Here is a 14279-nt window from a genome sequence, read left to right on the forward strand (position 1 = left end):
GCCGATGTGCGGTAGTCCCGGCCCCTCGCAGGCTGGAGGGGCCGGGCATGGCGGATGGGCGCTACCGCTGGATGGGGAAGCACACGTCGGTCACCCAGGCGCTCGGATCGGGGTTCTGGGCCGGGCTGACGCGGTAGATGTTGAACATGGGCCCCGTCTCCAGGTGGTGGGCCGCCAGGTACGCGCCGACCGCGGCGGTGACGTCGCCCATCGCGTCATAGCTGCCCCGCAGCGTCGCGACGACGACCTCCTGCTCGGCCAGGGTACGGCAGGTGAGTGGGGCCGTCGCCTCGAAGGGGGCGTCGACTTGAAGCCAGACCTCCACGTCGACGTCGCTCTCGCGGTAGTCCGGGTCCCAGAAGGTCGCGCCACCGATCCCCGCGTCGTGGTCGGGCGGCAGGGCGCCGTCGGCGACCATCAAGGGACCGATCTCCTGCCACAGCACCCCCTCACTGCCGTAGTCGGGCAGGACGCGGCGCAGCGCGGCGATGGTCATGGCAGGCAGGGTTTCCCTGCGGACGTCGATATCCATGGTGGAGGCCTCCAGATAGGTGGTGAGGTGCTGGAAGGCCTCCTCGCGTTGCGTGAGGGTGAGCCGGTCGGCATCGAGCCGTGCTTGTTGCTCGCCCAGCAGGCGACGGAGGAGGCCAGGATCGTCGGACGCCGCGAGCACGCGGGCGATCTCGCTGACCGGCAGACCGGCGTCGCGCAGCCGGGCCACCCAATGGGCGGTCACCAACTGCTCGGGCCGGTAGAACCGGTGGCCGGTGAACGGGTCTACCCGGTGGGGTTCGAGGATCCCGAACCCTTGGTAGTGCCGCAGCATGCGGACGCTGATGGCGCTCAGGCGGGAGAACACCCCGATGGCCAGTAACGGTTCCGCTGATTGATCCATGGCCTCACTCGACGCCCTGACACTGTGTCAGGTGCAAGCCAGGCGTGCTGGCGCGCTCGTCCTAACCTGTGGGCATGAACCGACCTGGCTGGGCCGAGACGTCTGATCTGTTGCGCGAGTACTACGACCACGAATGGGGGCTGCCGGTTCGCGACACTCCGGGCGTGTACGAGCGCATCACCTTGGAGGGGTTCCAGTCGGGTCTGAGCTGGGAGACGGTGCTACGGAAGCGTCCGGCGTTCCGTCAGGCGTTTGTCGGGTTCGATCCCGCGGCGGTGGCGCAGTTCGGGGCGGCGGACGTCGAGCGGCTCATGACGGACGCCTCGATCGTGCGCAACCGGCGCAAGATCGAGGCGGCGATCACGAACGCACAGGCGACGGTCGCGTTGAGCGACGCGGGGGAGGATCTGGCCGACGTGGTGTGGTCGTTCCAGCCCGCGGATCCCCGTGGTCACGTCAACGCGACGCAATCGCCCGAGTCGGTGGCACTGGCCGCGGCGTTGAAGAAGCGCGGGTTCGTGTTCGTCGGGCCGGTGACGATGTTCGCCCTGATGCAGGCCATCGGGCTGGTGCAGCACCGCCTGGCCTGAACCGGCCACGTGCGGGGCAAGGGCGAGCCCCCGCACGCGGGTGGGGCTCAGTCCTCGTGGTCGCCCTTGTAGGCGCCCGGGCGGTCCACGATCAGGACCGCACCCTCGGGGTTGTTCTTCAGTTCAGCGGGAGCCAGGCGGTGCGCCAGGTGGTAGACGATCACCGTCACCAGCGTGCCGAACGCGATGCCGCTGAGCTGCCAGCCGCCGAGATCCAACGACACGTTGCCGACGCCGATGATGATGCCTGCGGCGACCGGCACCAGGTTGACCGGGTTGCCGAAGTCGACCTGGTTTTCCTTCCAGATCTTCGCGCCGAGCAGCCCGATCATGCCGTAGAGCACGACCGTGATGCCGCCTAGGACGCCGCCAGGTGTCGCGGAGATGATGGCGCCGAACTTGGGCGAGAACCCGAACAGGATCGCGACGATGGCGGCGACGACGTACGCGGCCGAGGAGTACACCTTCGTCGACGCCATGACGCCGATGTTCTCGGCATAGGTGGTGGTGGGGCCAGCGCCGACGAAGGTGGCCAGCATCGAGGTGGCGCCGTCGGCGGCGATGGCCGGGCCCATCTGCTTGTCGAGGTTCTCACCGGTCATCTCGGCGACGGCCTTCACGTGACCGGTGTTCTCAGCGATCAAGGCGATGACGACCGGCAGGGCGATGAGCGCGAAGGCGACGTTGAAGTGCGGCAGATGGAAGCCCACCACGTTGGTCTGCGCATGCCATTGCCAGTTCGCGAGGTCGGTGACCGGAGGCAGGCCGACCCAGGCCGCGTTGGCGACGCCGGACCAGTCGACGCGCAGGTGCGTCGTCACGGCTCCGGCGGAGGCCGAGAAGGCGGTGATCGGCCCGGTGAAGACGTCGAGCAGCCAGCTCAACACGTAGCCGAAGATGAGGGAGACGAAGATGGCGATGCGCCCCAGGAAGCCACGCACGCCCACGCTGAGCACCACGACCAGGAGCATCGTCACCAGACCCACCCACTGATCCTGGGGCCAGTAGGTGTTGGCGACGACGGGGGCCAGGTTGAACCCGATGAGCATGACGACCCCGCCGGTGACGACCGGGGGGAGCGCGCGGTGGATCACCTTGGCGCCGACCGCACTGATGATGAGGCCCACCATGAGGAGCAGGACACCCACCCAGAACATCGCACCGGTGACGTCGGAGGGGTTACCACCGGCGGAGTAGATCGCGGTGGCGACGCCGACGAAGGACGCCGAGGAGCCCAAGTAGCTGGGCACCTTGCCCTTGACGGTCAGCAGGAACACCAAGGTGGCGACGCCCGACATCATGACGGCCAACTGCGGGTTGAGCCCCATCAGGAGTGGGAAGACGAAGGTGGCGCCGAACATGGCCACCACGTGCTGGGCGCCCAGCCCAATGGTCTTGCCCCAACTCAACCGCTCGTGGGGTGCCACCACCTCACCGAGCTTGAGAGATCCGTCACCGTGAAGCTTCCACAACGCCATCGGGCATCCTTACGAGTACGTGGCCAACCGTCGGCTACGAGGCCAAACGGCTGAACAGTACCGTGATTGGGCGGGGGCCGATCAGGGTGCCCAGCCCACGTCTTCCCAGTCGGTGGTGCTGAACGCTGGGGCACCATAGTTGGCCAGTCCATTGCGCACGGCCACCTGCTGTGGGAGCTGATACAGCGTCACTTCGGTGGCTTCCTGCCACAGGGCTCGGGCGAGTTGCCCCGCCTGGTCGGCGCGACGCACGGCGTCCTGCTCGACCGAAATCCGCGCCACCAACTCGGTGTAGGTGGATTGGTTTGCCCCGGCCGGGAGATGCGCGAGCGGGAACGGGCTGAACGTGAGCCGTGCCGGTGTCAGATCGCCGCCCTGAGCCACCGCACGCAGGCGGACCCCTGCCGCCTGCAGTTGGCTGCTGAGCAGGGCGAACTCCTGCCCGGAGGCGGAGTCCGCCGGATCCAGCGTGTACGTGATCTCCAGGGGGATTCCGTTCTTGAGACGCACCCCGTCGGCTCCGGGTTTCCAGCCCGCTTCGCGCAGCGTGGCGGACGCCTGGGTGACGTCGAAGATGACGCCGGTTGCGCGGGCTTCGTCGACGTAGCCGGGTTGGGTGGGCAGCAGGAGCGCGTTGGACCACGCCGCCACCGTGTCGGGGGTCGCATCCAGCGCTTGCGCGGCGAGGGCACCCCGGTCGATCGCTTGCACGATGCCTCGCCGGACCGCGACATCGGAGAGCACCCCCGACGTCGCCACCTGCAGGACGCGGCCGCGGCGCCCGGGAGCGGTCCGCAAGCGGGTGTCGGTGGCGGCTTTGCTCTGCTGCAGGCGTTCCTCGGATGTGCCGATCTCCCACACATCGAGTTCGTTGTGCTGGAACGCCGCAGCGACCGCCTCCGGTTGGACGGTGCGGAACATGATCTGATCGAGCTTGGGCGTATCGCCCCACCACTGCGGATTACGCTCCACGGTGATGACTCCCTGGAGGGCGTCCACGTGCGTCACCGTGAACGGTGAGGCGTAGTGGGCGGGGTCATACGACGACCAGGACCAGGCGTCCGCGTGGGCGGTGGCGCTCGCGCGCACGGGCCCCGCGACGAGGGGTTCGGCCCAGTCGGGTTCTGGGCCGCTGAAGGTGATGATCACGTCAGCGGGGGTGTCTCCGGCGGCGACGTCGGCGACCCGCTGCCACCCTGGCAGATCTGAGGCGGTGGCGCCGGGGATGCGACCGGTGGCGACCCGCCAGGTGGCGATCCAGTCGTCCGCCGTGATCTTCGCCCCGTCGCCCCACCGCGACAACGGGTTGAGCCGCAGGGTGACGCGGGTGTTGGGCGTGTTCTCCACGTCGGCGGAGACGAGGAAATCGGGGTTGATGCTGGCGCGGCCTGCGACGTCCAGGCGCATGTGCTGAGGGGTCAAAGGTGCCAGCAGGCGTTGGGCGTCCTCGGTGGCCGCCGCCGGGTGGTGCGGGTTCCATTGGGTGGGCAGCGTCGCGAGCGAGAACCGCAACAGCCCCCCGTCGCGCACGCGGTCGCGGGGCAGCGCGTTGATGTCGCGGGTCGCGTTGGCGGGGATGGCGGTGCTGGAACTGGGGGTCGGCGTCGAGGATGCGGTGCACCCGGCCAGCGTGAATGTCAGGACGGCGCAGAGAGCCGGGACGAGGCGCCGGACGTTCACGGACACCTCCTGTGTGTCTCGGGGTTGAGGCCGGGATTCAGCCTATTCCCCCGTCGTGGAGCCGTTCACACGAACAGGTCACGATTGCCGCCGGTTAGGTCACAGTTCGGCAAACAGCTAGATCCATGAACGAAGCCACATGCGCGCCAACCATTGGCTGTAGGGCAGGGAGCCGTCGGTGAGGACCGGATACAGGTAGGCGAAGTTTGCGATGACCAGGCCGGTGAGGGTGCCGACGATGATCGCGCCGCGGCGCCGACCGGGGGAGCCCGGTGGGCCGATGAGCAGCCCGAAGGCCATCGCCAAGCCGGTGACGGTGAAGGGGATCAAGGTGATGGCGTAGAAGAAGAACTCGGGCCGGTCCGCGGAGGCGAACCAGGGCAACCACAAGGACGCCACGGCGACAACGGGGACGCCGAAGCGCCAGTCGCGCCCGGCGATCCACCAGATGACGGAGATGACGAGTGCGATCGCGGCTAACCACCACAAGATAGGGGTGCCCATGCCGACGATGACGCGCACGCACGTCTCGGGGCCCGCGCAGCCGTCGGTGCCCACGGGGATGGCGTTGGTCGCGTCGAAGCTGATCGGACGGAGCATGAGCAGCCACCCTGCCGGGTGCGCGTTGTAGGGGTGGGTTTGCTGGCGCATGTAGTCGCCGGTGTGGAAGTTGAAGATTTCTTGGTGGTAGTGCAGCAGCGATGCCAGCCCGGTGCCGAACGCGGCGACCCAGGGGTGGTCCGGATTCTGGGCGCCCCACTGGCGCCCCCAACCGCCGGAGGTCGCTAGCCACCCGCTCCAGGAGACCAGGTAGACCACGAAGGTGGTGCCGACCAGCGCGATGAACGCGGTGAGTCCCTCGCGCAGGATGGCGGTCCAGGACACGAATCCTGCCCCGGCGAGTCGCCGCGCGCCGATGTCCCACATCACGCTGAGGATGCCGAAGGCGGCCAGCGCGAACAGCGAGTTCCACTTGGTCGCTACCGCTAGACCGAACAACAGCCCGGCGACCCACCGCCAGGGACGCCACCACAGGAGGGGCCCGAATTCGCCGCGCAGATCGGTCCAGCCGCGGGCCTCGATCGCGTCGGCGAGCTTGTGGCGATGGTGGTCGCGGTCGGCGACCAGCGCCGCGACCGCTGCCACGAGGAACGTGGCCTGGAAGATGTCGAGGAGCGCGATGCGGCTCATGGTGAAGGCAAGGCCGTCGAAGGTGAGCAGAATCCCGGCCAGAGCGCCGATCAGCAGGGAGCGCGACAGCCGGCGGGTGAGGCGGATCGTGGCGACCACCAGCAGCGAGCCGAACACGACGGCGGCGATGCGCCAGCCGAAGCTATTCATCCCGAAGCCCGCCTCGCCCAGCGCGATCAGCCACTTGCCCACCGGGGGGTGGACGATGAACGACCCGTTGGTGGTCAGCCCGGACAGGTTGCCCTGAGCGATCTGCTCGTTGACGTTCGCCCCGGACCATTCGGCCTCGTACCCAAACTGCAGCAGCGACCAGGCGTCCTTGGCGTAGTACGTCTCGTCAAAGATGATCGTGCGGGGATTCCCGACGTTGACGATGCGGATGAGGAAGGCCAGCAGCCCGATCCCGAGCGTGACCCCCCAGCTGATCCAGGGGTTGTCACGCACGCCGTCGCGCAGCCGGTCCAAGGTCACGGGGACATGGTAGCCATCGGCCCTGTCCGCGCCCGGGACGGGTGCGGTTCGCCATACTGGGACCGTGATGCAGACCGAAGCGGGAGTCTTGATCCTGGCCGCGACCCCGATCGGTGATGTCGAGGACGCGAGCCCTGCCTTGCGCCGCGCGATCCTCCAGGCGGATGTGATCGCGGCCGAGGACACCCGGAGGTTCCGGGACCTGTGCCGACGCCTGGGCTTGGAGCCGACCGCCAGCGTGGTGTCCTACTTCGAGGGCAACGAGGCGGGACGCGTGGAGGGGCTGCTCGCGTCGATGCAGGACGGTGCCACGGTCGTGGTGGTCACCGACGCAGGGATGCCCGTCGTCTCCGACCCGGGATTCCGTATCGTGCAGGCCGCTGCGGAGGCGGGCATCCGGGTGACGGCCGTGCCGGGACCGTCCGCCGTCCTCACCGCGCTTGCCGTCTCCGGGCTGCCCAGCGACCGGTTCACGTTCGAGGGGTTCGTCTCCCGCAAGCCCGGTGAACGACGACGTGCGCTCGCCGATGTCGCCGAGGAGCGCCGCACCATGGTTTTCTTTGAGGCGCCCCACCGGCTCGGGGCCTTCCTCGCCGACGCTGCCGACGCGCTGGGGGCAGACCGTCCCGCCGTCGTGTGCCGTGAACTGACCAAAACGTACGAAGAGGTGCTGCGCGGCACCCTGAGCGAACTCGCCACCTGGGCGCAGGGAGAGGTGCGCGGCGAGATCACCATCGTGGTGGCCGGCGCCGTCCCGCGCGCAGGATCGCTGCCTGAGGCCGTCGACGATGTCGTGGCTCAGGTGGAGGCCGGGGAGCGGTTCAAGGCCGCGGTCAGCGCCGCGGCCGAGCGGCATGGTGTCGCCAAGCAAGCCCTCTACGATGCGGCCCTGGTCGCACGGAAGGAACGCGCATGAGCGCACCTGAACTGCCGAAGGCCCCCGAGCCGTTGCCGCGCCCCACCACGGACGCGCACACGCACCTGGCCTCCACGACCGCCAAGACGGGCGTGTCCGCCGAGGATCTGCTGGCACGCGCAGCTGCCGTCGGGGTACACAGGGTCGTGGACGTCGGCTACGACCTGCCGAGTTCCGCCACGGCCGTCGAGGTCGCGAGCCGCCACGACGCGGTCATCGCCGCGATCGCGATCCACCCCCACGATGTCGTCGAACTGGGTGACGGGCTGGACGCCGCCCTGCGCGGAGTCGAGGCCCTGCTCGGGTCGCACGACCGGGTGCGCGCCATCGGCGAGACGGGGCTCGATTACTACTGGATCACCGACGAGGCGGGCCGGGCCGCCCAACGCGACGCGTTCGCCGCCCACATCGGGTGGGCGAAGGCCCACGATCTGGCCCTGGTCATCCACGACCGGGACGCCCACGACGATCTCCTGGACGTGCTGAACGCCGAGGGCTGGCCTGCACGGGTGCAAATGCACTGCTTCTCCGGGGACGCCGCCCTGGCGCGCCGCTGCCTAGAGCAGGGGGCGTACCTGTCCTTCCCCGGGACCGTGACGTTTAAGGCCAACGAGGCGCTCCGCGAGGCGGCCCGGATCACTCCCGCCGATCGTCTTCTCGCCGAAACTGACGCCCCCTACCTGACGCCCGTGCCCGTGCGGGGGCGTCCCAATGCGTCCTTCTTGCTGCCGCACACGGTGCGCTTCTTGGCCGAGGTGCGTGGGGAGCCCGTCGAAGCGGTTGGTGAGGCCGTGGACGCGAACGCCACGGCTTTGTTCGGTGATTGGGGGCACCATGGCTGAGGGATTGCTGGATCCGCGCACCATCCGTGCGCTGGCCGCCGAACTGGGGTTGCGTCCGACCAAGCAACGAGGCCAGAACTTCGTCCACGACGCGAACACGGTGCGCCGCATCGTCACCGCCAGCGGTGTGGACGCCGACGACGCGGTCATGGAGATCGGGCCGGGCCTGGGCTCCCTCACGCTGGGCCTGCTGGAGGTCGCCCGTCACGTCACCGCCATCGAGATCGAGTCCGCGTTGGCGCAGCGTCTGCCTCGCATCGTGGCGCAACGGCTGCCCGATCGTGCCGATCGGCTCACCGTCATCGAGGCCGATGCGCTCGATGTGGCAGACGTCCCCGACCCGCAACCGACCGCCCTGGTGGCGAACCTTCCCTACAACGTCAGCGTCCCGGTGCTCCTGCACGTCCTGGCACAGTTCCCCACCATCGAGCACGGCCTGGTGATGGTGCAGTTGGAGGTGGCTGACCGGCTGGTCGCCCCGCCGGGAAGCAAGGTGTACGGCGTCCCGAGCGTCAAACTGGCCTGGTATGCGTCCTCGGCCCGCGTGGGGACGGTTCCGCCGACCGTGTTTTGGCCCGTACCCAACGTCGACTCTGGTCTGGTCTCACTGCGGCGGCGTCCCGTCCCGGACACCACCGCGACGCGCGCCGAGGTGTTCGGGGTTGTGGATGCCGCGTTCGCCCAGCGTCGCAAGATGCTGCGCGGCGCCCTGGCGGGGCTATTCGGCGGCTCCACAGCCGCGTCGGCGGCGTTGGAGCGTGCCGGGGTGGATCCGCAGGCCCGCGGCGAAGTGCTGACGATCGAGGACTTCGTCGCCATCGCCGAGCAGTTGCCGCGATGACTTCGCTCGCCCCGTTTCGCCCCTGCTGGTAGGAAAGGCGCATGGAGAAGGCCGAGCGGATCAGGGTCCGGGTCCCGGGGAAGGTCAACCTCGCGCTGCGCGTGGGGGGCCGCAGGGCGGACGGCTACCACCCGCTGGACACCGTGTTCCAGGCGGTGTCGCTCTTCGACGAGGTGGAGGCGCTGCCCGCGCCCCGCGGCGTCCGGACGGTGCGGGTGCTCGGCGATCAGGCGTCCCTGGTGCCGACCGATGAGAGCAACCTGGCGTTGAAGGCCGCCCAGGCGTTGGCGTCCTATGCGGGCATGCGGCAGCCCGGCGTGGAGTTGGTGATCCGCAAGACGATCCCGGTCACCGGGGGGATGGCGGGCGGCTCCGCGGATGCCGCCGCCGCCCTGATCGCGTGCGCAGCCCTGTGGCGCATCGATGTCGCGCCCGACGAGCTAGCCGTCGTGGCCGCCGGGCTCGGCGCGGACGTGCCGTTTTGCCTGATGGGTTCCACCGCCCTGGGGCGGGGGCGCGGCGACGAACTGGTGCCGATGCTCAGCCGGGGCAGCTATCACTGGGTGCTGGCACTGCCCGACGTCGAACTCTCCACCCCTGAGGTGTTCGCCCGCTTCGACGAACTGAACCCCGACGCCGGTCCCGCCCCCGAGACGCCGCCCGGGCTGCTGGCCGGGCTGGCCAGCGGCGACATCGCCCAGGTGGCCGACAACCTCGTCAACGATCTGCAGCCCGCGGCCGTCTCGCTGCGTCCGCACCTGGCCGACGTGCTGGCGGCGGGGGTGGACGCGGGCGCGTTGACGGGCATCGTGTCCGGCTCGGGGCCCACCTGCGCCTTCTTGTCTGAGAACGAGGACGCCGCCGTGCGGCTGTCCAACGCGCTGGCGGGCAGCGATCTGGCGCGGGCGGTGCGCCGGGTCTGCGCGCCCGTTCCCGGTGCGCGCCTGCTGTCGTGTTGAGCCGCTACGCCGGATTGTCGCCCGAGGCCAGCGGGCCTTCGGCGACGCGCAGCACCGGATCGGGGTGGAGGTTCCGCATGCCGTTCCAGGCCAAGTTGACCAGGTGCGCGGCGACCTGAGGTTTGGTCATGGTCGTCTGATTGTGGGATTCGACCCACCACTGTCCGGCGAGCGCCACCAGACCGACGAGCATCTGTGAGTACAGCGGTGCGGTAGCCGGATCGAAGCCGCGGCGGTCGAACTGGGCCGCCAAAAGCCCTTCAACCCGGCTGCCGATGCTCGACAAGATCGTTTGGAACGTCCCGCCAGGGGCGTAGGGGGAGGAGTCACGGCTGATGATACGGAACCCGTCCGGTTCTTCCTCGATGTAATCCAGCAGGGCCAGCGTTCCGAGTTCGATCAGCGACCGTGGGTCGGCGTGCGGCCGTGAGATGGCCTGGAAGATGGCGTCGTGGAGCCGGCGCACCTCCTGGTCGACGACGACCGCGTACAGGCCTTCCTTGCCGCCGAAATGCTCATACACCACCGGTTTGCTCACTTCGGCGTGGGCGGCGATTTCTTCGACCGAGGTGCCGTCGAGCCCCCGGTCAGCGAACAGCCCGCGCGCGACGTCGATGAGTTGCTGTCTGCGCTGCTCCCGGGTCATCCGCACGCGTCCGCGGCGGGCGCGTGCGGTGCTCGGTTGACTGCTCACCGCCCCAGTCTCTCGCGTGGCAAGTCGGTGCGCCAATGAAACCGATCACCGGGTGCATGTGCATCGTCACCGTGTCCTCGCCTACACTCATCCCCTGGACGCTCTGGCGTCCGTTCCCCGGTTGGTCTTTCGGTAGGGCCCGCCTGACTTTGAATCAGGATTAGCGCAGTAGGTTCGACTCCTACCCGGGGAGCCAGTGGGCTTGCGTGGTCTGTCACCATCGCCGTATGCACCATCCCCACCTTGTCGACGCTTTCACCCCCTGCGCGGTGTCCCATGGGTGATCGTCCGATCATTCTGCTCGTCACCGACGCGCATCGCGCGATCCTGCTGGGTGAGTTTCAGCGCTACTCCCGTGACTACACGGTGGTGCCTGCCACCAGCGTTGCCGACGCCGTGGGCGTCGTCGAATCGCTCGTCCACAAGGGTTATCAGTTGGCTCTGGTCGCTGCCGAGCACGATCTGCGCGATGGTGACTCCCTAGAACTGTTCGCCCGCCTGCGCCCGTTGGTGCCGACCGCGCGCCGGGTGGCGCTGCTCGCCGAGAATTTCCGGTTGCACGTGGACCGGCTGCGCATCGCGTCCCTGGACAATGAACTGGACGCCTACCTGGCCGTTCCCACGGGGCTACGCGATGAAGAGTTCCACACCGCCTTGGTAGAGACGCTCTCGGATTGGGGCTGGTCGGTCGCTGGCCCGGTCGTGGCCCGCGTCGAGTTGGTGTACGACCGTCCCGATGCGAACGTCGCTGCCGTGCGGGATTGGCTGGAGCGCTCAGGGATGCCCTCGCGGGCCTACACGGCTGACTCGCCCGAAGGCATCGCGGTCCTGGAGGCGGCCGGTCCCGATGTGGAGCTTCCGCTGCTGCGGACGTTCGGCGACGAGTTCCTCAGTGGCGTGACCGTGGCGAAGGCCGCCGAGGCGATGTATGGCGGCCACGACGCGATCCCCGCCGACGAGGTCGCCGATGTGGTGATCGTCGGCGCCGGGCCCGCCGGGCTGGCAGCGGCCGTCTACGCTGCTTCGGAAGGCCTGGACACCATCGTCATCGAGTCGGAGGCGATCGGGGGACAGGCGGGGTCGAGTTCGATGATTCGCAACTATCTCGGGTTCCCGCGCGGCATCTCCGGGATGCGGCTGGCGCAGCGAGCCCGCATCCAGGCCCTCCGGTTCGGTGCGAAGTTCTACACCGGACGACCGGTCACCGATATTCAAGACTCCCCACCCGGGGAGCCGACCCACCATCACGTCTTCGTGCGGGGGGTGAGGATCTGCGCGCGCGCCGTCGTCCTCGCTGCCGGGGTCGCCTGGCCAGGCGGCCATCCATCTGGCGACCTTCGCCGCGCAGGTCAGCATCGTGGTGCGCCGCGACGGGCTGGGCGCGACGATGTCGGACTACCTGATTCGGGAGATCGACGCCACGAGCAACATCGACGTGCGCACCGGTACCCGCGTGGTCGGGGGCGGGGGCGAGGGACGCCTGGAATGGCTTGAGGTTGAGGTGCGTGACGCCGACGTCGTCCACCGTGAGCGCGTGGAGGCGGGTGGTCTGTGCCTGCTGATTGGCGCCGACCCGGCCTGCGACTGGGTTCCCGCCGCGGTGACCCGCGATGAGAAGAACTATCTGCAAACGGGCCGGGATGTCCCCCAGGATCGCTGGCGCGACGGACGCCCGCCCGCCAGCCTCGAGACGGCCGTCCCGGGCGTGTTCGTGGCCGGTGACATCCGCTCTGGCTCCATGAAGCGGGTCGCGGCCGCGGCCGGGGAAGGGGCCACGGTCGTCGCACTGGTACACGAACACTTGGCGCGGCTGCGCGCCGACGAGTTCGCCGCAGACGCGCGGGGGGCGTCCGCCTGAGATCAGCCGGTGGTGTGGTGCACGTAGCACCACCGCCACGCTTCGCCGGGTTCGGCTGACTGCATGACGGGGTGGTGGCTGTCGCGGAAGTGGGCGGTGGCGTGACGCCCGGGCGAGGAGTCGCAGCAGCCGACGTGCCCGCATTCCAGGCAACGGCGTAGGGCCACCCAGTCCGTGCCGTCGGCGATGCACGCCGGGCACACGTCAGCTTCGGCGTCCTCGATGGCGGGGTAGCGGTCCAGGTCGGCGCAGCTTTGTGGCTGCGCGATCCGCAGCCCCGCCGTGCGGATGGCTTCCACCCGTTCGGTGTGGGTGTCGATCATCGACTCCTCGACGTCGAGCATGTTCAGCACCTCAGCGATGATGTCCCCGGGAACCGTGCCGGTTTTGCGGATGTCGAGGACCTTCTCGCGTTCGGCGGTCAGCATGGTCCGCCGAATGTAGCCATACATCTCGGAGGGGGACTGGTGGTCGCCGTTGGTGCCGAGGCGTTCCCACGCGGCGAATGAGCGTTCGTTGATGCGCGTGCGGATCATGTCGACGACGTGGTGGGGGTCGTCGATGTCGAGGGTGTCGAGGAGTTCGAGGCCGGCCCGGCCTGCCTCCTGCAGCACGACGGCGCGCGTGAGGGCGTCCGAGGCGGGATCGGGGGCCTCGATGTCGAGGTGCCGCGTCACCCACGGCAAGGTCAGGCCTTGCAGGAACAGGGTCCCGGCCACGACGGTCAGCGCAATCAAGAGGAGGACTTCCCGGTAGGGGACGTCGCTGGGCAGGATGAAGGCCGCCGCCAGCGTGACCACGCCACGCATGCCCGCCCATCCCACGAGGAGGGCGGCGGCCCCGCCGCCGGCGTTCTTGCGGTGGTTGAGCATCAGCGGCACCCGCATGGCGAACACCCAGACCAACCGGACCACGATGACGGTGGCCAGCACGCTGCCGCAGACCAGGACGATCCACCCCAGCGGAAGGTGGGACGCCAGCACATCGTGGATGATCCAGTTGGTCTGCAAGCCGATCAGGAGGAAGACCGTGTTCTCCAGTAGGAACGAGATGGCGTTCCAGGTCGTGCGTTCGGCGATCCGCGAGGGGGCAGTTTGGATCACGGGCGCCTTGTGCGCCAGCAGGAGGCCCGCGACGACGACAGCGATGACGCCGGAGGCGTGGACGGCCTCGGCCAGCATGTAGGCGGCGTACGGGGTGATGAGCGAGATGGTGGTGTCGATCACCGGGTTGGTGATGCGTCGGCGCAGCCGGGCCACGATCACAAACATCACGAACCCGGCCAGCGTCCCGCCTCCTGCGGCGAGCAGGAAGTGGAAGCTGATCTGCCCGAGCGTGACCGCACCGGCGAGGGCGGCGATCGCCGTCCGCAGGGCGACCAGTGCGCTGGCGTCGTTGAGGAGCGACTCGCCTTCCAAGACGGTGACGACGCGGCGGGGAAGCCCGATGCGGCGTCCGATCGCCGTGGCGGCAACGGCGTCCGGCGGGGCGACCACGGCCCCGATCGCGAGCGCGGCCGCCCAGCCCAGGTCCGGGATCAGCCAGTTCACGACGGCTCCCACCGCGAAGGTGGTGACGACGACCAGGCCGACCGACAACAAGATGATGGGCCGGCGGTTGGCGGCGAAGTCGACCAGCGAGGTTTGCAGCGCGGCCGTGTAGAGCAGCGGGGGCAGCAAACCCAGCAAGACGATCTCTGGTTCGAGATGGATCTGCGGCAGGAAGGGCAGGTAGGAGGCCACCGCGCCGACGACGATCAGCAGCAGGGGCGGGGGTACGTTGAGGCGTTCGCTGACGGCTTCGGCGGCCAAGACGACCACGGCGATTCCGACGAGGATGAGGGCGATGTCCACCCGCCTATTGT

Annotated in this window: 13 protein-coding genes and 1 tRNA gene; 8 read left to right on the top strand and 6 right to left on the bottom strand. The window is 69.0% G+C overall.

Features of this window, described 5'->3' with window-relative positions:
• Positions 1-61: 61 nt before the first annotated feature.
• Positions 62-895, bottom strand: a complete 834-nt coding sequence (locus C1706_RS04055) for a MerR family transcriptional regulator (protein WP_129457939.1) — start codon at positions 893-895, stop codon at positions 62-64.
• A 74-nt stretch (positions 896-969) separates the two neighbouring features.
• Here C1706_RS04055 and C1706_RS04060 point away from each other — a divergent pair, with 74 nt between their 5' ends.
• Positions 970-1485, top strand: coding sequence for a DNA-3-methyladenine glycosylase I (locus tag C1706_RS04060; RefSeq protein ID WP_129457940.1), 516 nt, complete (start codon positions 970-972; stop codon positions 1483-1485).
• Between the two features lie 47 nt (positions 1486-1532).
• On the opposite strand, the gene C1706_RS04065 is transcribed toward C1706_RS04060, so the two are convergent.
• The 3 genes from C1706_RS04065 to C1706_RS04075 form a co-directional block, all read right to left on the bottom strand.
• Positions 1533-2963 carry a uracil-xanthine permease family protein gene (locus tag C1706_RS04065; RefSeq protein WP_129457941.1) on the bottom strand — a complete coding sequence of 477 codons (1431 nt, stop codon included), beginning with the start codon at positions 2961-2963 and terminating at the stop codon, positions 1533-1535.
• A gap of 81 nt (positions 2964-3044) precedes the next feature.
• Complete coding sequence (locus tag C1706_RS04070) at positions 3045-4643, bottom strand: ABC transporter substrate-binding protein (protein WP_129457942.1); 1599 nt, start codon at positions 4641-4643, stop codon at positions 3045-3047.
• Positions 4644-4760: 117 nt separating this feature from the next.
• Positions 4761-6305 (bottom strand): dolichyl-phosphate-mannose--protein mannosyltransferase, encoded by a 1545-nt coding sequence (locus tag C1706_RS04075; protein WP_129457943.1) that lies wholly within the window; start codon positions 6303-6305, stop codon positions 4761-4763.
• A 64-nt stretch (positions 6306-6369) separates the two neighbouring features.
• On the opposite strand from C1706_RS04075, the gene rsmI reads away from it, so the two are divergent.
• The 4 genes from rsmI to C1706_RS04095 are packed head-to-tail and all read left to right on the top strand — an operon-like array spanning position 6370 to position 9863.
• Positions 6370-7221 (top strand): 16S rRNA (cytidine(1402)-2'-O)-methyltransferase, encoded by an 852-nt coding sequence (rsmI, locus tag C1706_RS04080; protein ID WP_206660955.1) that lies wholly within the window; start codon positions 6370-6372, stop codon positions 7219-7221.
• Positions 7218-8063 carry a TatD family hydrolase gene (locus C1706_RS04085; protein ID WP_129457944.1) on the top strand — a complete coding sequence of 282 codons (846 nt, stop codon included), beginning with the start codon at positions 7218-7220 and terminating at the stop codon, positions 8061-8063. The genes rsmI and C1706_RS04085 overlap by 4 nt, the downstream gene beginning before the upstream one ends.
• Complete coding sequence (gene rsmA / locus C1706_RS04090; RefSeq protein ID WP_129457945.1) at positions 8056-8904, top strand: 16S rRNA (adenine(1518)-N(6)/adenine(1519)-N(6))-dimethyltransferase RsmA; 849 nt, start codon at positions 8056-8058, stop codon at positions 8902-8904. Before C1706_RS04085 ends, rsmA begins: the two co-directional genes overlap by 8 nt.
• Before the next feature lie 41 nt (positions 8905-8945).
• Complete coding sequence (locus C1706_RS04095; protein WP_129457946.1) at positions 8946-9863, top strand: 4-(cytidine 5'-diphospho)-2-C-methyl-D-erythritol kinase; 918 nt, start codon at positions 8946-8948, stop codon at positions 9861-9863.
• Between the two features lie 4 nt (positions 9864-9867).
• Here the strand turns inward: C1706_RS04095 and C1706_RS04100 are convergent, their stop codons facing one another.
• On the bottom strand, positions 9868-10509 hold the full coding sequence (locus C1706_RS04100) for a TetR/AcrR family transcriptional regulator (protein ID WP_129458086.1): 642 nt from the start codon (positions 10507-10509) through the stop codon (positions 9868-9870).
• A gap of 162 nt (positions 10510-10671) precedes the next feature.
• On the opposite strand from C1706_RS04100, the gene C1706_RS04105 reads away from it, so the two are divergent.
• The 3 genes from C1706_RS04105 to C1706_RS14740 all read left to right on the top strand — a co-directional run bounded on the left by C1706_RS04105 (position 10672) and on the right by C1706_RS14740 (position 12415).
• Positions 10672-10753, top strand: a tRNA-Gln gene (locus C1706_RS04105).
• 80 nt (positions 10754-10833) lie between these two features.
• Complete coding sequence (locus C1706_RS14735; RefSeq protein ID WP_250645418.1) at positions 10834-12051, top strand: FAD-dependent oxidoreductase; 1218 nt, start codon at positions 10834-10836, stop codon at positions 12049-12051.
• Positions 11933-12415, top strand: a complete 483-nt coding sequence (locus C1706_RS14740) for an FAD-dependent oxidoreductase (protein ID WP_250645419.1) — start codon at positions 11933-11935, stop codon at positions 12413-12415. Before C1706_RS14735 ends, C1706_RS14740 begins: the two co-directional genes overlap by 119 nt.
• Positions 12416-12417: 2 nt before the next feature.
• Here the strand turns inward: C1706_RS14740 and C1706_RS04115 are convergent, their stop codons facing one another.
• A complete protein-coding gene (locus C1706_RS04115) occupies positions 12418-14268 on the bottom strand; it encodes a Na+/H+ antiporter (RefSeq protein WP_129457947.1) in 1851 nt (616 codons plus the stop codon).
• Positions 14269-14279: the final 11 nt, after the last annotated feature.

Origin of the sequence: Propioniciclava flava, assembly GCF_004126535.1 — a bacterium.
GTDB classification, from domain to species: domain Bacteria; phylum Actinomycetota; class Actinomycetes; order Propionibacteriales; family Propionibacteriaceae; genus Propioniciclava; species Propioniciclava flava.

What these genes read in the sequence shown, in the direction of transcription:
- C1706_RS04055 (WP_129457939.1), bottom strand. Translation starts at nt 895, where the DNA reads ATGGATCAATCAGCGGAACCGTTACTGGCCATCGGGGTGTTCTCCCGC.
- C1706_RS04060 (WP_129457940.1), top strand. Translation starts at nt 970, where the DNA reads ATGAACCGACCTGGCTGGGCCGAGACGTCTGATCTGTTGCGCGAGTAC.
- C1706_RS04065 (WP_129457941.1), bottom strand. Translation starts at nt 2,963, where the DNA reads ATGGCGTTGTGGAAGCTTCACGGTGACGGATCTCTCAAGCTCGGTGAG.
- C1706_RS04085 (WP_129457944.1), top strand. Translation starts at nt 7,218, where the DNA reads ATGAGCGCACCTGAACTGCCGAAGGCCCCCGAGCCGTTGCCGCGCCCC.
- rsmA (WP_129457945.1), top strand. Translation starts at nt 8,056, where the DNA reads ATGGCTGAGGGATTGCTGGATCCGCGCACCATCCGTGCGCTGGCCGCC.
- C1706_RS04095 (WP_129457946.1), top strand. Translation starts at nt 8,946, where the DNA reads ATGGAGAAGGCCGAGCGGATCAGGGTCCGGGTCCCGGGGAAGGTCAAC.
- C1706_RS04100 (WP_129458086.1), bottom strand. Translation starts at nt 10,509, where the DNA reads ATGACCCGGGAGCAGCGCAGACAGCAACTCATCGACGTCGCGCGCGGG.
- C1706_RS14735 (WP_250645418.1), top strand. Translation starts at nt 10,834, where the DNA reads ATGGGTGATCGTCCGATCATTCTGCTCGTCACCGACGCGCATCGCGCG.